This window comes from Luteimonas composti (genome assembly GCF_042678665.1).
Classification (GTDB): domain Bacteria; phylum Pseudomonadota; class Gammaproteobacteria; order Xanthomonadales; family Xanthomonadaceae; genus Luteimonas; species Luteimonas composti.
Genome location: NZ_JBHTKU010000001.1, coordinates 414698 through 434869, shown reverse-complemented (window position 1 = coordinate 434869; position 20172 = coordinate 414698). Strand labels below are relative to the sequence as shown.

Sequence of the window (20172 nt, the reverse complement as noted above, 5' to 3'; positions counted from 1 at the left end):
GCTACGGCCGGCGGCCAAAGCCGAAGTGGTACGAAAATCCCTCGACCTCGCGGTCATGCCGGTTCGAGTCCGGCCTCGGGCACCACTCCTTACCATTGCGCCGTGCGGGCACGCGCCGGCCACGGCGGCTGTGTGATGATGGCGCCGCGCCATTCCGGCGCGTCGCTCCCGGTGCCCATGCTCCATCGCAAGACCGCCTGGTTCGCCTGCATCGCGTTCACCGTGCTCGGCATCGTGCTGGCACTGTTCTGGTCGCCGGCCTGGTGGTGGGCGGCCGCGATGTTCGGCGCGCTGTCCCTCCTGGGCCTGGTCGACGTCGTGCAGCGGCGTTCGACGCTGCGCCGGCTGTATCCGCTGATCGCACACTTCCGCTACGGGTTCGAATCGATCCGGCCCGAGATCCGCCAGTACTTCATCGAGGACGACCTGGCCGAGGTGCCGTTCTCGCGCGAGAAGCGCGCCCTGGTCTACCAGCGCTCCAAGAACGAACGCGACACGGTGCCGTTCGGCAGCGAGCACGATCCCTACAGCGTCTCCTACGAATGGATCAACCATTCGCTGTCGCCGGCGCACGCCGAGTCGCATGACTTCCGCGTGCTGGTGGGCGGCGCGCAGTCCATGCCCTACGACGCCAGCGTGTTCAACATCTCGGCGATGAGCTTCGGTTCGCTCTCGGCCAACGCGATCCGCGCGCTCAACGAGGGCGCGAGGCGCGGCCGCTTCTACCACGACACCGGCGAGGGCTCGATCTCGTCCTACCACCGCGAACGCGGGGGCGACCTGGTCTGGGAGATCGGGTCGGGCTACTTCGGTTGCCGCGACGCGGCCGGCGGTTTCAGCGAAGAGCGCTTCGCCGAGAACGCGCACGACCCGCAGGTGCGCATGATCGAAATCAAACTCTCGCAAGGCGCCAAGCCCGGCCACGGCGGCATCCTGCCGGCCGCCAAGGTCACCGCCGAGATCGCCGCCGCGCGCGGCGTGGTGCCGGGCGTCGACTGCGTCTCGCCGGCCTCGCACTCGGCGTTCTCGACACCGGCCGGCCTGCTGGAGTTCGTCGCGCGGCTGCGCGAGCTTTCCGGCGGCAAGCCGACCGGCTTCAAGCTGGCGATCGGCCATCCCTGGGAATGGTTCGGCGTGGCTAAGGCGATGCTGGAAACCGGCATCACGCCGGACTTCATCGTCGTCGACGGGGCCGAAGGCGGCACCGGCGCCTCGCCGCTGGAGTTCATCAACCACGTCGGCGTGCCGATGCACGAGGCGTTGATGCTGGTGCACAACACCCTGGTCGGGATCGGCCTGCGCGACCGTGTCCGCCTCGCGGGCGCCGGCCGTATCGCCAGCGCCTTCGACATCGCCCGCACCATCGCCATGGGCGCGGACTGGTGCAATGCCGGGCGCGGCTTCATGTTCGCGCTGGGCTGCATCCAGTCGCGCAGCTGCCACAACGACCGGTGCCCCACCGGCGTGGCCACCCAGAACCCGGCGCGCTGGCGCGCGCTCGACGTCGAGGACAAGGCCGCGCGCGTGTTCAACTTCCACCAGAACACCCTGCGCGCGCTGCGCGACATGCTGGGCGCGGCGGGCCTGGAGCACCCCTCGCAGCTGGGACCCGAGCACATCCTGCGCCGCGTCTCGCCAACCGAGGTGCGCTCGCTGGCGGCGCTGTACCGCTTCCTCGTACCGGGCGAACTGCTCGACCAGGTGCCCGAGCACGCCGTGTTCCGGGCGTTCTGGGCGAGCGCTCGCGCCGATTCCTTCCAGCCGCCCGAGCGGGCGCTGGAGATGCGACGCAGCAAGCTGATGTAGGCGCCGCGCCTGTCAGGGCGCCTCCAGGCCGAACAGCCGCGCGGCGTTGTGCCACCGGATCTTCGCCTTCTCCTCGCCGGTGAGGTCGAGCCGTCCGAGCGCGTCCACGGCCGCGGCCAGTCCCAGCTGCGGATAGTCCGATCCCAGCAGCACGTGGTCGATGCCGACGTTGCGCAGGGTCCACACCAGTTCGGCTTCCAGCGGCGAGTCGGCCAGCAGCACCGGGCCGGAGATGTCGAAGTAGAGGTTGTCCATCGCGAAACCGTCGGCGGTGCGCGCAAACATCAGGATGTTCCAGAAGCGGAAATTCATGCCGCCCATGTGCGCCAGGATGAACTTCGTGCCGGGGACGCGCACCACGAGGTTGAACAGCTTCTCGTGGTCCCCGGGCAGGATCCCGGCGTTGTCCATCAGCACCACCACGCCGAGCTCGCCGGCCCGGCGCACCAGCGCCTCGACGCGCGGATCGTCGACATCGAAGCGCTGGGTGTGGGCGTGCAGCTTGAGCAGCTTCACGCCGGCGCTGGCGACCCGCGCCAGCTCGTCCAGCGCCGCCTGGCCGTCATGGGGATGGACGGTGGCCGCGGCCACCACCCCAGGTCGCGTCGCGGCCAGCGCGATGATGCCGTCGTTGCCGGCGCGCACGGCGCCGGTGTCGCCGGCCAGGGCCTGGTTCGGCCCCCCGAACCACATGGCGCCGACCCCGCCCAACTCGATGCCGGCCGCGCGCGCGTCGGCCTCGTAGTCCGCCAGCGAGCGTGCACCCTCGCGCAGGTGCACGTGGACGTCGAACACCGGCTCGGCAGCCGGGGCAGCCGGGACCGCCAGCACAGCCGCAAACAGTGCCGGCAGTGCCAGCCGGCGCGCGAACGATGCGGGGAAGCGGGCGCGGGATTCCCGCGAAGCAAGCGATACGGATGCCATGGCGTGCTCCTGTCGGACCGTTGGCGGTGGGGCGCGTATGCGCCTGTCCCGCCATCAGACGCCCGGCAGGGCCGGGCTGTGACCGCGCAAGCTGCCTACGCGGCAGTTCCAGCGGCGTCGTCAGCGCCGCCATGGCGGGTGACGATCGCCGTCGCCGTCACGTCGGCCGACGTGTTGGCGACCGTGGCGAACACGTCGGGAATGGTATCCACCGCCAGCAGCACGCCCAGCGGTTCCACCGGCAGGCCCATGGACTGGGTGACGGGCATGTTGGTGGTCATGAAGCTGACCTGGCCGGGCAGGCCCACGGAGCCCATGCTCACCACGATGCTCAGGCCGACCGCCGTCGCGTACTGCACCGCGGTCAGGTCGACGCCGTACATCCAGGCGATGAAGCTGGCCACCACGATGTACTGGGGCGGGCTGGCGATGCGGAACAGCGACACCGCCATCGGCAGCACCAGCGAGGTCACCGCCAGCGGATAGCCCAGGCGCATGCGCGCGCTCTCGATCATCACCGGCAGCGAGGCCAGCGACGACTGGGTGCTGGCCGCGATCGCCTGCACCGGCAGCAGGGCGCGGGCCATGCGCCCCGGGCGCTCGCCGGCGGCCAGCAGCGCCACAGCGTACAGCAGCAGGGTAATGGCGATATAGAGCGCGCACTGGGTCAGGATGTAGTAGCCCAGCGCGCTGAGCATGTCGAGGCCGACCCGCGCGCACACCGCCAGGACCAGCGCGAAGACGCCCAGCGGCGCGGCCCACAGCACCCAGCGCACCACCACGATCATGGTGTCGCCGATGGTGCGCACCAGCTCCAGCATGCGCGCGCGCCGCTCCGGCTCGATGCGGGTGAGGCCGAAGCCGAAGAACATGGCGAACACCACCAGCGGCAGCATCGCGCTGTTGGCGGCGGCCGCGATCGCGTTGTTCGGGATGACGTTGGCCAGCCAGGCGCCGATGCCCGGCGCATCGGGCAGGTTCTCCGGCGCCTGGATCGCGGCGCGGAAGGTGGCGATCAGCGCCTCGTCGCGCGGCAGCATCGACAGGAAGGCGGGCGCGGCGATGGCCGCGAACGTACCCGACAGCGCCAGCAGCACCAGGAACACCACGATGGCGATGCGCGCCGTGCGCCCGGAGGCCGCGGCGTCGGCGGCGGAGTTGATGCCTACCACGACCAGCGCCGCCACCAGCGGCACCACGGTCATCTGCAGGGCGTTGAGCCAGAGCCGGCCGATCGGCTGCACCGCGTCGGCCACCGTCGCGGCCTGGAGCGGATCGAAGGCGGCCAGCAGCAGGCCGACGGCGGCGCCGAGCAGCAGCGCGATCAGCACCCGTGCGGGCGTGGACAGGCGGGGGCGGGGCGCACCGGCTGCGTCAGTCATGGAGATCCTGGCGAACGGGGGGAGACGAATGGCGGGAGACAGATAGCACGAAGCTGCGCCTGGTGCGCGTGCGAACGGGCCAGCGCCTGGCGCAGGGCGCCGCCCGGTGCGCCATTGTCCGAGCCACGGCGGGGGACGGCCGCGATCCGCCCCTGCGGGCGTCCCTCACTCATCCAGCAGCGAGCGCACGTGCTCGCGGTAGTCGTCCAGCCGCATCCGCCGCGACTCGTCCGCGCACAGGCGCAGGAACACCAGGTCGAGCAACTGCTGCAGCGCCGCCTGGTAGAGCAGGGGTTCGACATGGCGGGCGTCGTCGTGCGCCGACACCAGCAGGGACAGGTCGGCATGCGCGCGCAGCGCGTTGGCAGTATGCCGGGTCACCGAGACCACCCGGCCGCCGCGGCTGCGGAACAGCCGCGCCAGCCGCGCCAGCGCGGTCACCTCGCCGCGTTCGGAAAACAGCAGCAGCAGGCCGCCGGAGCGGGCGTTGGAGACCTCGGCCGGCACCAGTGCCGGATCGAAGTGGTGGATCGCCAGCAGCCCCAGCAGCGACAGCCGGATGGCGAAAGCCCGGGCCATCACGCTGTCCTCGCCGATGCCGACCACGAAAATGCGCTCGGCCTCCTGCAGCATGCCGGCCAGCGCCTCGAGCCGCTCGGGCGGGTTGAGCAGGCGGGTCTCTTCCTCGGCCCGCGACTTGGCCTGCCACAGGCCGCGCGCCAGCGGATCCTCGCCGGCGCCGTCGCCGGCCTCCACCGCGGGCTCGGCGCTCTCGCCATTGCGCGCCACCGCTTCGCCGATCGAGTACTTGAGGTCGGGATAGCCCTTGAAGCCCAGCTTCTGGCTGAACTTGACCACGCTCGACTGGCTGATCCCGAGCGCGTTGGCGAGCTGCTGCGAGGAGTAGTCGCGCAGCAGGTGGGCGTTGTCGAGGATGAAGTCGGCGATGCGGCGCTCGATCGCCGACATGCCCCCGCGTCCGGCGCGGATCAGCAGCAGCGGCTGCATGTCAGACGATCGGCTGGTAGCCGCGGATGGCGCGGATACCGAGCCCCGGGGCGTCGGACACCGAAATCTCGGACTCGTTGAAACTAACCCCGCCGTCGACCGGATCGAACGCACACAGCGAGGGTCCGTCCAGGTCGACCTTGGTGACCACATCGGACTTTGCGATCGCCAGGTGCACGGCCGCGGCCACGCTGATGCTGGTCTCGATCATGCAGCCGATCATGCATTCCACGCCGTAGAGCGCGGCGATGTCGGCGATGCGGATGGCGTTGGAGATGCCGCCGGTCTTCATCAGCTTGATGTTGATGATGTCGGCCGCGCGGCGCTCGATCAGGTTGATCACCTCGAGCGGACCGAACACGCTCTCGTCGGCCATCACCGGGGTCTTGATCCGGTCGCTGACGTACTTGAGCCCGTCGATGTCCTGCGCACGCACCGGCTGCTCGAGCAGTTCCAGGTGCACGCCGGCATCCTCGAGCGCATGCATGGCGTGGACGGCCTGCTTGGCGGTCCAGCCCTGGTTGGCGTCGAGGCGGAGCAGGGCGCGCCCCTCGACCGCGGCATGGATGGCCTTGACCCGCTCCACGTCCAGGCCGATGTCCTTGCCCACCTTGATCTTCAGCGATTCGAAACCTCGGTCGACCGCCGATAGCGAATCGGCCACCATCTTGTCGATGTGGTCGACGCTGATGGTGATGTCGGTGGTGATCACCGGCTCGCCGCCGCCCAGCATGCGGTACAGCGGCGCCTCGTACAGTTGGCCCCACAGGTCGTAGAGCGCGATCTCGACCGCGGCCTTGGCGCTGGTGTTGCGCTCCAGCGCGGTTTGCACGAGCCGCACGATGCGGTTGAGGTTGGCGATGTCCTCGCCGACGATGCGCGGCGCGATGATGCGGCCGATCGCCTCGATCATCGAACCGTGCGTGTCGCCGGTGATCACCGCGGTCGCCGCGGCCTCGCCGTAGCCCACGTGGCCGGTGTCGGTGTGGATCGAGACGATCAGGTCCTCGACCGTGTCGACCGTACGCAGCGCGGTCTTGAACGGCGTCTTCAGCGGAACCCGGACCCGGCCCAGGCGCACCTCGGTGATCTTCATTCCCCGTTTCCCCTTGCGGCCACGGCCGCGCGCTCCTCACCGGTCATGCCGGATCCGCCTGATGGTGGTGATGCGGTCCACGGTGGGCGTGGTGGCGTCCGACATCAACGGCAGCAGAGGCGTCACCACCACGCCGTTGAGATGGTACCGGCGCAGCGCGCCGTCGTCGTCCAGCAGCGACATTCCGCTGGTGTCGTGGATGACGTAGGTGTTCCCGTCGACCTGCCCCAGCACCATCATCACGTGGCCGGGAATGTAGACCAGATCGCCGACCTGGCTCTGGCGCAGCAGGCGCAGGCGCTCCTCGTGGCCGGTGCGATCGTCCATCAGCACCCCGTCCAGGCCCGGGCTCCGCGACTGGGCGCTGGTATTGCGCGGCAGCAGCAGGCCGAAGCTGCGGTAGATCTCGGACACGAAGCCGCTGCAGTCGCGAGCGTCGTAGCGATGCCCCCAGCCGTAGCGCTCGCCGAGGAACTTGAAGGCCTGGCGCACGAGGTTGGCCCGGGTCAGCGGCAGGTAACCGCGCGAAACGTCCGCCGAGCGGGGCACCAGCGCCCGCGCGAAGGACAGCGTGCCGTCTTCGGCGCGGACCGGCAGCTCGACCACGTGGCCGAAACCGGGGTGCTGGCCGTTGAGCGGTTCGTCGGCCGGCCACTGCGCCAGCGGCAGCCGCACGCCCATGTCCAGCACCACGTCGGACACCTCGGGGCGCTCCGGCGTATGCACGGTGCGCACCTGCGCGCCGGTCACGACCAGGAAGGGCGCGCGGCGCGCATAGGCGAAGACCTCGTCCTTCCCGCCGACCGCAACCGCGTCGGCCTCGACCCAGGCCGCATAGGTCTCGCTGACCACGAACAGCCAGCGCCGGTCGCGGCTGCGGTGCACGACCGCCACCGGCGTGCCCGGGAACAGCGCGCTCTCCTGGAAGCGGTCGATGTCGCGGTCGTCGGGCGTGCTGAATACGCGCAGGTGGGTCGGGAAGGTGCGCAGATTGGCGCGGCGCACGAGCAGTCCGTAGCGCGTGACCTGGGTCTGCGGGATGGCCTTGAGGTCCAGCCCGGCCTCCAGCCGGTCGAGCGCGCGGGCACTGCCTTCCCCGCCGCTCTCGTCGTAGAGCGTGCGGGTCGGACGCGGGGAGGCGGCCTCGATCCAGGCCCGCACCTGCTCGGCCTCCAGGGTCGCGGGCAGTTGCTCGATCAGGTAGAGCGAGGGCTCGCGCTCGCGCATGCGCGCGTTGTGCGCGGCGATCTCGTCCGCATCAAGGATGGTCTGGTCCGCGCCACGCAGCCGGCCGATCCAGTAGGCGGGTTCGAGCTGCTCCTGGGTGACCCCGGGCAGCACTTCATGGGCCGGATCGTCCGGAACCTGCGCGGCCGTCCCCAGGGCGGACGCGACCAGGATCAGTGCGGTGAGCAACCGGGCCCCGGTCCCTGACCAGCGCTTGCGCAAGGCGGTTCTCCTGCAGGTCGCCGTGCCTGCGGCGCTGAAGAATACATCATTCATTTTTACTGCCTGTCAAGAATAATTTATTGACCCCGCCTTGCGGCCATGTTACACAGCCGCCGACCGCCACCTCGCGTGAGGGGGAACACGCCAATGCCGACCAGCTTCCGTTGGAGACGGGCCGGGGGCGCCAGCCGCATGCACGCTGCCCGCCGCGCAGCGTATCCGCTGCTGGCGTCGGCGCTGCTGCTCGTCACCGGCCTGGGGCTCCGCGCGGCGTCGCCGCCGGCCACCGCACTGCTGGAGGATGTCATGGACCTGGTCGACGGCGGGCGGTTCGCGCAGGCCGAACGGCTGATCGCGCAGGCGGGCGAGGGCGGGTCCCTGACGGATGAGCTCGCTTTCCAGCGCGAACGCATGCGCCGTATCCGGCTCGACTTCAGCCTTGACGAATCCGGGCTGCGCGCGGCGGTGCGGCGCCAGATTCCGGACCTGCGCGAGGACGAGTTCCGTCGCTGGCGACGTGCGGGACTGTTCGATGCCATGGCGATCGACGGCGAGATCCGCTACTTCGGTCGCGCACCCCACAACCTGTTCCGCCTGAGCGAGGAGGCGCGCGCGCGCCGCGCGCAACCGCGCCCGTTCCACGACAGTCCGCTGGAACTCGCGCAGGGCCCGCACCACGCGGAGGTGCGCGATCGCGCGGCCTCGGCCGGCCCGGCCGCGGCGCGCCGGGTGCGGATCACGCAGTCGCTGACGGTCGAGCCCGACGCGGTACCGGCGGGCGAGACCATCCGCGCATGGCTGCCGTATCCGCGCGCGATCGCCGGCCAGCAGGAAGACATCCGTCTGCTCGGCGGCGAGCCGGGAATGCCGCGGCTGGCGCCCGCATCGGCGCTGCAGCGCACCGCCTACTTCGAGCAGCCGGCGCGGGCCGGCCAGGCAACCCGGTTTTCCGTGAGCTACGAGCTCACCATCCTCGGCAGGCACGTGCAGGTCGATCCGGCGCGGGTGGTGCCGGTCGAGGCCAGTCCCGGACTCGCGCCGTTCCTGTCCGAACGCGTGCCCCACGTGGTGTTCAGCGACGCGATGCGGCTGTTCTCCGCGCAGGTGGTGGGCGACGAGACCAATCCCTATCGCATCGCCCGCCGCCTGTTCGACGCGGTGGACCGCATTCCCTGGGCAGGTGCGCGGGAGTACTCGACCATCGCCAATCTCGGCGAGCATGCGCTCCGCGCCGGGCGCGCCGACTGCGGGCAGCAGACCCTGTTGCTGATCACCTTGCTGCGGCTGAACGGAATCCCGGCGCGCTGGCAGTCGGGCTGGATCTTCTCCGACGGCGACTACAACAACATGCACGACTGGGGCTGGCTGTACCTCGCCCCCTACGGCTGGCTGCCGATGGACGTCACCTTCGGCCGGCTGCCCGGCGACGATCCGACGCTGGAACACTTCTACCTCGGCGGCATGGACGCCTACCGCGTCGCCTTCAACGACGACTACGGCCGCGAGTTCGTGCCGGCCAAGACCCATTTCCGCTCCGAAACCGTCGACCTGCAGCGCGGGGAAGCCGAGTGGGCGGGCGGCAACCTGTACTTCGACCAGTGGGATTACGACTTCGATTGGGAGCTGCTGCCGCTCCCTGAAGACCAGCGCAGCTGAACAGGCCAACTTTTCGCACCGGGGAGAAACCGCAATGTCGACACACCCGCAGTTCCGTCGTGCAGCCCTCTGGATCGCCCTGGGCGCCTGCATCGCGGCCACCACGCCGACGGTGTTCGCGCAGAGCGCCACCGGTGCAGTCGCCGGCCGCGCGACCGCAGGCGACCAGATCACGATCACCAACCCGGATACGGGGCTGAGCCGAACGATCTCGGTGGGCGCGGACGGCGTCTACCGTCTGGCCCAACTCCCCGTCGGCGATTACACCCTCGTGGTCGCGCGTAACGGGCAGGCGGTCGGGGAACCGATCACGGTCAACGTCGGGCTGGGTGGAACGACCACAGTGAACGTCGCCGGCGACGGCGCCCTGGTGAATCTCGCTGCCGTCCAGGTCGTCGGTTCGCGAGTGGTCAACCGCGTGGACGTCCGCTCCACAGAGTCGGCGACCAACATCCGACGGGAAGAACTGGCGCGGCTGCCTGTGGACCAGAGCCTCGCATCCGTCGCGCTCCTCGCGCCCGGCGTGGTCGCCTCGGGCGCCACGTTCGGCGGTCTCACTTTCGGTGGCTCCTCGGTCGCCGAGAATGCGGTGTACATCAACGGCCTCAATGTCACCGACCCCTATCGTCGCCAGGGCTTCTCCACGGTACCGTTCTCCTTCTACGAGGAATTCCAGGTCAAGACCGGGGGTTACTCGGCCGAATTCGGCCGCACCACGGGCGGTGTGATCAACGCGGTCACCCGTTCTGGCTCGAACGAATTCAGGGCCGGAGCGCAGGTCACCATGGAGCCGAGCGCCTGGACCTGGGCCCGGCAGGACAGGTTCCATTCCGACGGCACCATCGATGAGCGGGATCGCAGGAGCCGCGACGAATCCCCTCTGTACAAGGCCAACGTCTGGGCATCAGGCCCGATCGTGCGCGACCGCCTGTTCTTCTTCGCCATGTACGAACGGCAACAGAGCAAACCGCGCGACATCGACAGCGCCCAAGCCTGGTATACCGACAGCGACAACGACTTCTGGGGCGCCAAGCTGGACTGGCAGATCAACGATAACCACCTGCTGGAGTTGCTCGCCTTCTCCGACCAGGCCGACTCCGCGACCGGCGCCTACGAATACGGCTGGAATACCACTGGTCGCGGCGAGAAGACCGGCGAAAGCTTCGCCGGGTCGGGCGGGGAAAACTGGTCGATCACCTACACCGGTCATCTGGGCGAGAACTTCGTCACCAAGGCCATGTACGGCGTCAACGAGCGCAGCGCCACAGCCGGCAGTCCCTGGGATCCGGACTGCAGCATCGTCAGCCGCGACAGCAGCTACGACGCCCTGTTCCCGCCCGTCTCGGTGCGAGAGGGCTGCCACCCGAGCAACTCGAGCATCAGCAACCGCTACGACGAACGCGAGGCGGCTCGCCTCGACTTCGAATGGACGCTCGGCAACCACCTGCTCCGCTTCGGCGTCGACCAGGAGAAGATGGACTCCACCAGTTCCCGCATCTATCCGGGCGACGGTCGCAGTTACATGGTCCTCGGCATCGAGGACGAGGAGGACCGCGACCTGCCCAACGGAGCGCGCGTACCCGACGGAGCCCTGGCCTACGTGGATGCGCGGCGCTACATCACCGGCGCGCCGGTGACGACCGAAGCCCAGGCCATCTACATCGAGGACAACTGGAACATCACTCCCAACCTGCTGCTCAACCTCGGCGTGCGCGCGGACAAGTTCCACAACAAGCTGGCATCCGGAGCCACGTTCGCCCGGGCGGACTTCGAGGACATGATCTCGCCACGGCTGGGTTTCAGCTGGGACATGAAGGGCGACGGCACCACCAAGCTGTTCGGCAATGCGGGGCGCTACTACATCCCGATCACCAACAAGCTGACCGACTACTTCGGCGGGGGCACGACCGACGAGCACACCTATTACACGCTGGAGGGCTGGGACCAGCGCATCGACCCCGTGACCGGAACGCCCTACCTGTTCCCGCTGATCGGCGAACAGCTGGGGCCGGTCAACACCGACGGCAACGCGCCCGCACCGAGCGACATGCGGACTGCGGTCGCGGACAATCTCAAGCAGGTGTTCCAGGACGAGTACATCCTCGGTTACCAGCAGGCGATCAACCAGGCCTGGTCCTGGGGCGTCAACGCGACCTACCGCAAGGTGACGCGGGCGGTGGAGGACGCCCGCATCAACCATGTCGAAGGTTGCCCGTGGTACTCGGGAGACTGGCCCATCATCAACCCCGGCGAGACCACGCGCCTGTGGTGTCCGGATACCCAGGACTGGGTGACGTTCGACAGCTCCCGTGACGGCTACATCGCCCAGGGAAGCAACATCGTGATGGGCTACAAGAAGCCCCGCCGCACCTACAAGGCGGTCGAGTTCCAGCTGGACCGGGCCTGGAACGAGCGCTGGGCGTTCAATGCCAGTTACCTCTGGTCGAAGTCCGAGGGCAACATCGAGGGCCCGGTGAACTCCGATACCGGCTACAACGACACCAACCTCGTGCAGTACTACGACCATCCGGCCGTCAACGAGCGCTACGGCGTCCTGTTCAACGACTTCCGGCACCAGGTCAAGCTGCGTGGCAGCTTCAAGCTCAACGAGATGTGGAGCTTTGGCGCCACGATGTCCGCCCGCTCCGGCGGCCCGATCACCGCATTCGGCGTTCGCTGGCCCGACGACAACCGCAGCGCCGGCGGTCCGGGCGAGTTCAGCGGCGGCGGTTCGGGATGGCTCTGCGTTTCCGGATGCGGAGACTGGACGACCCGGGAACTGGTCTACACCGAACGCGGCGCCTTCGGACGCATGCCCTGGGTGTACGACCTCGGCGCCAGCGCAACCTGGACGCTGCCGGTCGAGGGCATCGACCTGAAGGCCCGGCTTTCGGTGTACAACCTGCTGAACCGACAGACCGTGATCAACGTGCATTCCCGCTACGAGAGCACGCCTGGCAGCCGCATGCCGTACTTCGGCGAGGGCACGGTCTGGCAGTCCCCGCGCTACATGCAGCTCGTGGTGACTTGGAACTTCTGACTCCTCCCTGCGGCCACCGCACGTGGCCGCATTCTTGTTCTTCGTCGATCGGGGACGCGATGGCGCCGCTGCAATGCGGCGCCATCGCGCGCATGCGGAGGCACAGACTGAAATTGACAGGCTTCTTCAGCCCGTGATAAGCAACGTGCAGGGGATCCACGCGATTGCGCGGACGGCCTGCCCTGCGGGGCGGCCGGCGCGAACCCATTGCACATTCATTCCGGGGGAAGCCATGTCACCAGTCCGTAGCCACCAGTCCGCCGCAATGGCATCGGCGCTCGCCTTGGCGATCGCGCTCGCACTGAGCGGGACGGCCGCGGCGCAGGATGGCGCGACCAGCGCGGACAGTGCATCCACCCGGACGCTCGACCGGATCAACGTCACCGGCTCGCGCATCAAGCGCACGGATGTCGAGGCCGCTCTGCCGGTCACGGTCATACAGAAGGAGGAAATCCAGGCGCAGGGCATTTCCTCGGCGGAACAGCTGCTGCAGTACATGAACATCGCCGGCAACGGCTCCGACAACCTGGCCGCCAACGCCGGCATCGCACCGGCCGACCTGCGCGGCAACAACGGGGTGTCCGGCGCAAACCTGCGAGGGCAGGGCGCCGACGCCACGCTCGTGCTGCTCAACGGGCGCCGTGTCGCGACCCACGGCCTGCGCGGCACCGCGGTCGACCTGAATTCGATTCCCTTCGCCGCGATCGACCGGGTGGAGGTGCTGCGCGACGGTGCGTCCGCGGTCTACGGCACCGATGCCATCGGCGGCGTGATCAACTTCATCACCCGCACCGACTACCAGGGCGCGCAGGCCTCGGCCTTCGTCGACGTCACCGAGGAAGGGGGCGGCAACATCTATCGCACCGACTTCCTGGTCGGCGGGGGCGACCTCGACACGGACCGCTGGAACGCCTTCCTGAGCCTGGGTGCCAGGAAGAACGATGTCCTGCGCGGCAACGCGCGCGATTTTTCCAACAGCTTCCAGCCCGAGCGCGGCCTTTCGCCGGATACCCGCGGCACACCCTTCGCCACTGTCTTCAACCTGGAAGGCGGCATCACCGGAACCGGGCTGATCGATCCCGACGGGGCGTCGGTCAACGGCGTGAACATCCTCAATCTGCCGGGCGGCGCCGGTTGCGAGGCTGGCGGCGACGATATGGGCCCGTACGACTACCGCCTGTGGGCGACCACGGCCGCGAACGTCGCCTCGCGCTACGGCTGCGCGTGGGACTACCCGGCGGCGGCGGTCATGCAGCAGCCGCTGGAGACGGTGCAGGCGATCGCCCGCGCCACATTCAGGATCAGCGACGGCCACCAGGCCTACTTCGAGTTCATGGGTTCCAACGCGAAGGCCAACCGCATCTTCGAGCCCAACCAGATCTCCTCGTCGGCGACCACGACGGCGGTGTTCAACCCCTCCACCTGGTATCCGCTCAACGACCGCACCCGCGAGACCTACGACATGGTCTACAACGGCCTCGCGGCCTTCTTCGGCGAGGATGCGCTGACCTATGGCGCACCCATCGCCTACCGCTGGCGCTGCATGGAGTGCGGCCCGCGCGAGATCCAGACCACGACCAAGGCCTTCCGCTTCATGGCTGGCGTGGACGGCATGATCGGCGACTGGGACTACAGCATCGGCCTGGCGCATGCGTCCAGCGAATCCGAGTCCGAGCTGGGCACGGGGTACCACTACGTCGAAGGCCTGCAGGCGGCATTCGCCGGCGGACTGCTCAATCCCTTCCTGCTGCCCGGGCAGGCGCAGAGCCCCGAGGCGATCGCCGCGCTCGAGGCCGCGTCCGCGCGCGGCGTGGTGCTCTATGGCGGCAAGTCGACGGTGACCAACTTCGATGCGGTGATGTCGGGCAGCATCGGCCAGCTGCCGGGCGGCGACCTGCAGGTGGCGGTCGGCGTGGACCTGCGGCGCGAGGCCTTCGAATTCAACGGCGACCGTCGCGCTGCCGCGACGCGGCCAGCTATCTTCAATGCGCCCTTCGACGACGCCAACGCGCTGCCGGAGGCCACTCGCGACGTCAAGGCGATCTTCACCGAGATCAACCTCCCGTTCTTCGAGCGCTTCGAGGCCACCCTGGCCGGGCGCTACGACCACTACACCGGCTTCGGCGGCACCGCCAACCCGAAGGTGTCGTTCAAGTGGCAGCCGCTGGATTCGCTGGCGGTGCGTGGCGCCTACAGCACCGGGTTCAAGGTGCCCGAGTTCAGCAAGCTCTTCAGTGGCCTGACCGAAAGCCAGAACAACGCGCTCGACCTGGCCGACCCGGCCACCTGCCCGGGCGGCGTCGTCGACGTCAACCGGCCCGGCTGCGAGCAGATCGACCCGGACATCCTGACGGGCGGCAACCCGAACCTGGCGCCGGAGGAGTCGCGCCAGAAGAGCCTGGGCATCGTCCTGGCACCGGTCGACTGGTTCAACATGAGCCTGGACTGGTGGGAGATCGAGCGCATCAACACGATCCGCACCGGCCCGGACCTGGACATCCTGCGCGAATACTACGATCTGTACGCCGACAACTGGATCCGCGACGCCAGCGGCGAAGTGGTCCTGGTGGACCGCCGATTCGTCAACTCGGGCGGCACGCTGATGAGCGGCGTCGAGATCGACCTCAACTTCCGTGGCCAGCTCGCCGGCGGCGACTGGAACCTCAACCTCAACGGGAGCTACCTCGACAACTACCAGGACAAGCTGTTCGAGTTCATGCCCTATTCGGAGAACCGCGTCGGCGAATACATCCGCTACTGGAGCCTGCCGCTGCGCTGGAAGCATACGCTTGGCTTCTCCTGGGCCCGCGGCGACTGGGCGCACAGCATCACCCAGATCTACCGCGACGGTTACAAGGACGAGGAGCCCACCAGCGTGTCCACCGGGCACTACATCCCCTCGCAGTGGAACCCGGACGTCGACCGCTACATCACCTACAACTACAGCACCACCTACACCGGGTTCGAGGGCCTGCGCCTGACCTTCGGCGTCAAGAACCTGCTGGACGAGGACCCGCCGTTCACCGCGCACAAGAACGACTGGGCCAGCGGCGCAGGCTGGGAGCCGCGCATCGCAGACCCGCGCGGCCGCGCCTACACGTTCCTGGTCCAGTACGACTTCTGGTGACCGGGACGCGCGCATCGCGGGGCAGGGGAGGCGGCCGCGGCGCGGGCCGCGTCCTGGCCTGCACCGCGGGCCTGCTGTGCGGAGCGGCGCTGTCGCCGGCGACTGCCGCGGAAGCGGTTCCGCCCGACCCCGTCGTCATCGAGGCGGACGTGGACGCAGCGGTAGAGCGCTACCGTCCTCCCGGCCTGGCCGTCGGCATCATCGTCGACGGCGAGGTCGTGTTCACCGCGACGCGGGGGGAACTCGCCGCCGGTGGCGGGCAGCCCGTCGACCGCGACACGCTGTTCCAGATCGCCTCCAACAGCAAGGCCATGACCGCGGCGGTGCTGGCGCGCCTGGTCGACCAGGGCAAGCTCGCATGGACCGACCCGGTGGTGCGGCACCTGCCGGACTTCCGCATGTACGACGACTGGGTCACGCGCGAGATGCAGGTGCGCGACCTGCTGATCCACAACAGTGGCCTTGGGGCGGGCGCCGGGGACCTGATGCTCTGGCCCGGCCCCAACCGCTTCAGCCGCCAGGACGTGATCCACGGACTGCGCCATCTCAAGCCGGTCTACAGCTTCCGTTCGCGCTACGCCTACGACAACACGCTCTACATCGTTGCGGGCGAGGTCGCGGCCGCGGCGGGCGGGGCGCCGTTCGACCGGTTGCTGCGTCGCGAGCTGTTCGAGCCGCTGGGCCTGCGGCGCTGCCAGGCCGGGCGCTGGCTCCGCGACGAGGTCGGCAACATCGCCCAGCCGCATGCCGGCGGTGCGGATGGCCACCGGGTGGCGCGTGCGGATCCGGAGATCGTCGAGGACCCGCCGATGCTCGCGGCCGGCGGTATCCGCTGCAGCCTGGACGACATGCTGCGCTGGGCCGCGATGTGGCTGCAGCCCGAACGCCATGGCCTCGACGCCGGGGGGCGGCCCTTCCTGTCGGCCACGCAGCGCGAAGAGGCGTGGAAGACCCACATGCCGATGCCGCTGACCACGCGCATGCGCGAGTGGGACAACAGCCACTTCTCCGCCTACGGATACGGCTGGCGGCTGACCGACGTCGATGGCACCTGGAAGGTTTCGCATACCGGCACGCTGTCGGGCATGTATTCGTCGCTCACCCTGCTGCCGGAGAAGGGCGTGGGCATCGTGATCCTCGCCAATGGCGAGATGGACGAGCTGCGCACGGTGCTGGGCCAGGTGCTGGTGAAGCGGTTCACCCGCCCGGCCGACGCCACGCTGACGGTCGCGCACTACGCCGGCCTGCTGGCGGCGACAGCGCCCGCCGCGGCCAACGCGGCCACGGCGGCCGACGCCGGTCCACGCAAACCCGCGCTTGCATCGGACGCGCAGGTGCCCACCGGCCGGTACCGCGATCCCTGGTTCGGCGAGGTCGCGCTGTGTCCAAACGGCGAGGGTATCGAGTTCCGCGCACTCAAGTCCCCGCGCCTTGCAGGCGCGCTGCATTACAGCGGCGAGCGGCTGCTGGTGGACTGGCACGACCCCGGCGTGGATGCGGAGGCCTGGGTCCACTTCGACCAGCGCGACGACGGCACGCGGATGACCCTTGCCAAGGTCGATCCGGCGGCGGACTTCAGCTACGACTACGAGGACCTCGCCTTCGAGCGGACCGGGGACTGCGATGCGCCGTGATTCCGGCATGCTGGGCACGCTGTTGGCGATGGTGCTGTGCGCCGGCTGCGAGACACCCGGTCCGCGGCACGCGGCGGCCGGTCCGGATGGCGCAGCGGCGACGCCGGCAGCGGCAGGCATGGTGGACATCGCCACGCTCGTGCCCGACATCGACCTGGACATCCGCTACGCCGGACCCGGCAATTTCACGGGCGCGCCGGTTGAAGGCTACGAGGCGCCGAAATGCTATCTGCTGCGCGACGCGGCCGAAGCCCTGCGCCGGGTCGAGATCGCCCTGCGCCCGCAGGGCCTGCGCCTGCGCATCTTCGACTGCTATCGGCCAGAGCGCTCGGTGCGCGCATTCATGCGCTGGGCGGCCGATCGCGCCGACCAGTCGACGAAGGCCGATCACTACCCAGCACTGGACAAGGCCAGTCTGGTCCCGGGCTACATCGCCGAGCGCTCGGGCCACAGCAAGGGCGCGACCGTCGATCTCACCTTGCTCGCATGCGACGGCGACGCATGCGCGCCGCTCGACATGGGCACGCCGTTCGACTACTTCGACCCGCTCGCCAACACGGACAACCCTGCGATCACGCCGGGACAACGGGCGAATCGCATGCGACTACGCGACGCCATGGCGCGCCACGGCTTCGAGAATTATCCGATGGAGTGGTGGCACTACAGCCTGCGGATGGAACCGCCACCGGAGGCGTTCCACGATATCCCGGTCAGATAGGACCGGTGGCGGGACTCAGCCGATCTTCTTGAAGGTATTGGTGTTGCCGAGCTTCTCGATCTTGCCGCCAGCCTTGCGGAACGCCGCCAGGTGATCTTCGATCTGCTCGCGGGTGAGAGAGGCGGCCTGCTTGCCGCCGGCCTTGCCGGATTTGCGGAGGACAGTGTTATTGGTCTTGGGCGCCATCAGGGTCTTCGGTTGCGGATGGTGAGCGTCACCATAGCGTGAAGCCTGTAAAATTTCGTCAACTGGCGCTGGATTGCGCTTGATCGGACACTATTTTCCCCGAACTTCGCGTAAGTTGACCGCAATTGCCTAGCGCGCAGCCCATGCCAGGGCGGCCCGGCTGGTCATGACGCGCGCGGTATGTGCGCCCTCCAGCACCTTGAACGTGGGCGCCGCCAGGTCGGGGGCCCCTGCAACCCCGTCCTTCACCACCGCGACCTCGAACTCGCGCGAGTGCGCGTCGACCGCGGTCGCCAGCACGCAGCTCTCCAGCGCCATCCCGGTCAGCAGCAGGCGCCGGACGCACAGCTTGGCCAGAAGGACGGGGAGGGGCGTGGACAGAAACGCGGAGTGCTTGGGCTTCAGCACATAGTGATCGCGCGGCCCGGGATCGAGACAGGTGGCGATCTCGCCGGCCGCGCCGCCCGCGTGCATCGCCATCGCCACCTGTTCCCGGAATTCGGAATGCCAGCGGGCGAAGTTGTCGTTGGCGAACACGACCGGCCAAGCACGTTCATGGAAGGCGCCACGCAGCTTCTGGATCCGGCGCGCGGCGGCGACCGCCCGCGGGGCCATGCGTTCGGCGCCGGGAAAATCCAGCAGGCTGATCATGTCGATCACCAGCAGTGCGGCCGGCGGTCCCGCCTGCGCCATTACTCGGGCCTCTTGGCCGGAATGAAGGGCGATACCGGATCGCTGGCGGGGAAGGTCTCCTCCAGCGCCTCGTCCTGGTTCTCGCTTTCGCGCTCCTTGCGTTCCCTGCGCTCGGCCGGGCTCTCCTGTTCCGGAGGTTGGGACTTGGGTGGATCCTTTCTGTCGCGACTCATGGCATGGCCCTCGCCTGGGGAGGGCTGTGATAGCGCAGGCCGCGTTGAATCCGCGTGACCCCGGTCGCGCGGCGTGGGCCCTTCACCCGCATCGCGCACTGCTGAACCGCGCGCATCCGTCGACTTGCCTGCACGGCTGCGCAGGCACCGATTTGACAGCCGCCCCCGTAGCATCGCCTGCAGTCGGACACGAGGCCAATCCCATGGCGCAACGCGCGGAACGGGTGCATACCCGTCAGCAGGACATCGAGCGGCTGACGTCGCTCTGCGATGCCCTCGAAGAAGAGGAACACGTGCTCGTCACCCTCGCCAACGGCGAGACGTTCTCGGGCGTGGTGCTGATGAAGCCGAGCCTCCAGACCTTCGTCGATCCTGCCGGCAACGAAGGCGTCAACGGCGTCCTCAAGCTCGACAATATCGGCGGCATGGGGGTCACGCGGTACTTCTGGCTCGACGACATCCGCGACGTCGCGCATCGCCCGTCGGGCGAGGCACCCGGCGCCTGACCGGCGGCCGCAGGCGGTTCCTCCAGGCATCCATCCGGACGCGCGCCTTCGCGCTGCGTACATCCGCCAGAAGCTGCGCCCGCGCGGCTTCGCGCTCGGGTCCACGCATGCGCCGGATGGCGGAGGGGTGCCGTCGATGTCGCTGAGGCATGGGACCGACGATGCGCCAGCCTCCCCGTTCGCGGGTGAGGCGGTAGCCGCGCCCGGAAAGCGTTTGCGCCGCCAGCGCGCCCAGGCAGACGATCACCCTGGGTCTGATCCGTGTTGCAGTTCCGCCGCCAGCCACGGGCGGCAAGCCGCCTGTTCCGCGGCGTTGGCGCGTTTGTGGAGGCGTGCCTTACCCCGTGCCTCGAACTTGAAGTGCTTGACCGTGTTGGTCGGGTAGACCTCGCCAGCGCCGATGCCGGCTGGTCCAGCAGCTGGCGAAGGAGTTGCCCGGCGGGCCCGACGAAAGGCTTGCCCTGGATATCATCCTGCGCGCCCGGCTGCTCCCCGATGAGCATCAGCGGCGCACGCGCCGCTCCCGCACCGAAGACGGTCTGGGTCGTGGTCGCCAGATCGGACACACCCTGCATTCGCGTGCCCGCCGGCGCAGCGCCGACAGGCTCCCCGCCGGCACCTCGTCGACACCGAGCGCCAGGCGAACCCGGGGAACCGTCGAGGCGTTCACTCCCCAGGCGGAGGGTTCTGCTGCGGCTCGGCAGGCGTGACGGTTGCGGGCGGATTGTTGCGGAGACAGGTCTCGCGCTCCGCGCCCGTGGTGCGGTCGCAATC

The 20172-nt window shown here is 69.0% G+C and carries 15 protein-coding genes and 1 pseudogene; 7 read left to right on the top strand and 9 right to left on the bottom strand.

The features are described 5' to 3' along the window. The first annotated feature begins 177 nt into the window (after window positions 1-177). Window positions 178-1806, top strand: a complete 1629-nt coding sequence (locus ACFQ2D_RS02000) for an FMN-binding glutamate synthase family protein (protein WP_280941922.1) — start codon at window positions 178-180, stop codon at window positions 1804-1806. A 12-nt stretch (window positions 1807-1818) separates the two neighbouring features. Here the strand turns inward: ACFQ2D_RS02000 and ACFQ2D_RS01995 are convergent, their stop codons facing one another. The 5 genes from ACFQ2D_RS01995 to ACFQ2D_RS01975 all read right to left on the bottom strand — a co-directional run bounded on the left by ACFQ2D_RS01995 (window position 1819) and on the right by ACFQ2D_RS01975 (window position 7719). Further along, window positions 1819-2730, bottom strand: coding sequence for an amidohydrolase family protein (locus ACFQ2D_RS01995; RefSeq protein ID WP_280941921.1), 912 nt, complete (start codon window positions 2728-2730; stop codon window positions 1819-1821). Window positions 2731-2825: 95 nt separating this feature from the next. Next, complete coding sequence (locus ACFQ2D_RS01990) at window positions 2826-4112, bottom strand: dicarboxylate/amino acid:cation symporter (protein ID WP_280941920.1); 1287 nt, start codon at window positions 4110-4112, stop codon at window positions 2826-2828. Window positions 4113-4277: 165 nt separating this feature from the next. Then, the gene (locus tag ACFQ2D_RS01985) at window positions 4278-5120 is read right to left on the bottom strand and encodes a MurR/RpiR family transcriptional regulator (protein WP_280941919.1); all 843 of its coding nucleotides are present in this window, start codon (window positions 5118-5120) and stop codon (window positions 4278-4280) included. A 1-nt stretch (window position 5121) separates the two neighbouring features. After that, window positions 5122-6216, bottom strand: coding sequence for a dipeptide epimerase (locus ACFQ2D_RS01980; RefSeq protein WP_280941918.1), 1095 nt, complete (start codon window positions 6214-6216; stop codon window positions 5122-5124). A gap of 36 nt (window positions 6217-6252) precedes the next feature. Next, on the bottom strand, window positions 6253-7719 hold the full coding sequence (locus tag ACFQ2D_RS01975; RefSeq protein WP_386795514.1) for a C40 family peptidase: 1467 nt from the start codon (window positions 7717-7719) through the stop codon (window positions 6253-6255). Between the two features lie 138 nt (window positions 7720-7857). Here ACFQ2D_RS01975 and ACFQ2D_RS01970 point away from each other — a divergent pair, with 138 nt between their 5' ends. The 5 genes from ACFQ2D_RS01970 (at window position 7858) to ACFQ2D_RS01950 (ending at window position 17840) form a co-directional block, all read left to right on the top strand. Continuing rightward, on the top strand, window positions 7858-9321 hold the full coding sequence (locus ACFQ2D_RS01970) for a transglutaminase-like domain-containing protein (protein WP_386795513.1): 1464 nt from the start codon (window positions 7858-7860) through the stop codon (window positions 9319-9321). A 34-nt stretch (window positions 9322-9355) separates the two neighbouring features. Continuing rightward, window positions 9356-12361 carry a TonB-dependent receptor gene (locus tag ACFQ2D_RS01965; RefSeq protein ID WP_280941916.1) on the top strand — a complete coding sequence of 1002 codons (3006 nt, stop codon included), beginning with the start codon at window positions 9356-9358 and terminating at the stop codon, window positions 12359-12361. A gap of 265 nt (window positions 12362-12626) precedes the next feature. Beyond that, window positions 12627-15488 carry a TonB-dependent receptor gene (locus tag ACFQ2D_RS01960; RefSeq protein WP_280941915.1) on the top strand — a complete coding sequence of 954 codons (2862 nt, stop codon included), beginning with the start codon at window positions 12627-12629 and terminating at the stop codon, window positions 15486-15488. Window positions 15489-15559: 71 nt separating this feature from the next. After that, window positions 15560-17122: a serine hydrolase gene (locus ACFQ2D_RS01955; RefSeq protein WP_386795547.1), complete on the top strand. Its 1563-nt coding sequence runs from the start codon at window positions 15560-15562 to the stop codon at window positions 17120-17122. After that, complete coding sequence (locus ACFQ2D_RS01950) at window positions 17112-17840, top strand: M15 family metallopeptidase (protein WP_386795512.1); 729 nt, start codon at window positions 17112-17114, stop codon at window positions 17838-17840. Before ACFQ2D_RS01955 ends, ACFQ2D_RS01950 begins: the two co-directional genes overlap by 11 nt. A gap of 15 nt (window positions 17841-17855) precedes the next feature. On the opposite strand, the gene ACFQ2D_RS01945 is transcribed toward ACFQ2D_RS01950, so the two are convergent. The 3 genes from ACFQ2D_RS01945 to ACFQ2D_RS01935 form a co-directional block, all read right to left on the bottom strand. Next, window positions 17856-18026 (bottom strand): hypothetical protein, encoded by a 171-nt coding sequence (locus tag ACFQ2D_RS01945; protein ID WP_280941912.1) that lies wholly within the window; start codon window positions 18024-18026, stop codon window positions 17856-17858. A gap of 129 nt (window positions 18027-18155) precedes the next feature. Next, on the bottom strand, window positions 18156-18677 hold the full coding sequence (locus ACFQ2D_RS01940) for a cysteine hydrolase family protein (protein ID WP_386795546.1): 522 nt from the start codon (window positions 18675-18677) through the stop codon (window positions 18156-18158). 41 nt (window positions 18678-18718) lie between these two features. Further along, on the bottom strand, window positions 18719-18892 hold the full coding sequence (locus ACFQ2D_RS01935) for a hypothetical protein (RefSeq protein ID WP_280941910.1): 174 nt from the start codon (window positions 18890-18892) through the stop codon (window positions 18719-18721). A 203-nt stretch (window positions 18893-19095) separates the two neighbouring features. Here ACFQ2D_RS01935 and ACFQ2D_RS01930 point away from each other — a divergent pair, with 203 nt between their 5' ends. Beyond that, complete coding sequence (locus ACFQ2D_RS01930) at window positions 19096-19398, top strand: DUF3247 family protein (RefSeq protein WP_280941909.1); 303 nt, start codon at window positions 19096-19098, stop codon at window positions 19396-19398. Window positions 19399-19778: 380 nt separating this feature from the next. Here ACFQ2D_RS01930 and ACFQ2D_RS17020 read toward each other — a convergent pair. After that, window positions 19779-19901 (bottom strand): annotated as a pseudogene (locus tag ACFQ2D_RS17020) (uracil-DNA glycosylase family protein); the annotation flags it as partial. Window positions 19902-20172: the final 271 nt, after the last annotated feature.

Excerpts from the sequence above, each read along its gene's own strand:
- ACFQ2D_RS01965 (WP_280941916.1), top strand. The coding sequence starts at position 9,356 with ATGTCGACACACCCGCAGTTCCGTCGTGCAGCCCTCTGGATCGCCCTG.
- ACFQ2D_RS01995 (WP_280941921.1), bottom strand. The coding sequence starts at position 2,730 with ATGGCATCCGTATCGCTTGCTTCGCGGGAATCCCGCGCCCGCTTCCCC.
- ACFQ2D_RS01970 (WP_386795513.1), top strand. The coding sequence starts at position 7,858 with ATGCACGCTGCCCGCCGCGCAGCGTATCCGCTGCTGGCGTCGGCGCTG.
- ACFQ2D_RS01940 (WP_386795546.1), bottom strand. The coding sequence starts at position 18,677 with ATGATCAGCCTGCTGGATTTTCCCGGCGCCGAACGCATGGCCCCGCGG.
- ACFQ2D_RS01980 (WP_280941918.1), bottom strand. The coding sequence starts at position 6,216 with ATGAAGATCACCGAGGTGCGCCTGGGCCGGGTCCGGGTTCCGCTGAAG.
- ACFQ2D_RS01975 (WP_386795514.1), bottom strand. The coding sequence starts at position 7,719 with ATGAATGATGTATTCTTCAGCGCCGCAGGCACGGCGACCTGCAGGAGA.
- ACFQ2D_RS01945 (WP_280941912.1), bottom strand. The coding sequence starts at position 18,026 with ATGGCGCCCAAGACCAATAACACTGTCCTCCGCAAATCCGGCAAGGCC.
- ACFQ2D_RS01935 (WP_280941910.1), bottom strand. The coding sequence starts at position 18,892 with ATGAGTCGCGACAGAAAGGATCCACCCAAGTCCCAACCTCCGGAACAG.
- ACFQ2D_RS01930 (WP_280941909.1), top strand. The coding sequence starts at position 19,096 with ATGGCGCAACGCGCGGAACGGGTGCATACCCGTCAGCAGGACATCGAG.
- ACFQ2D_RS01990 (WP_280941920.1), bottom strand. The coding sequence starts at position 4,112 with ATGACTGACGCAGCCGGTGCGCCCCGCCCCCGCCTGTCCACGCCCGCA.
- ACFQ2D_RS01960 (WP_280941915.1), top strand. The coding sequence starts at position 12,627 with ATGGCATCGGCGCTCGCCTTGGCGATCGCGCTCGCACTGAGCGGGACG.
- ACFQ2D_RS01950 (WP_386795512.1), top strand. The coding sequence starts at position 17,112 with ATGCGCCGTGATTCCGGCATGCTGGGCACGCTGTTGGCGATGGTGCTG.
- ACFQ2D_RS02000 (WP_280941922.1), top strand. The coding sequence starts at position 178 with ATGCTCCATCGCAAGACCGCCTGGTTCGCCTGCATCGCGTTCACCGTG.
- ACFQ2D_RS01985 (WP_280941919.1), bottom strand. The coding sequence starts at position 5,120 with ATGCAGCCGCTGCTGCTGATCCGCGCCGGACGCGGGGGCATGTCGGCG.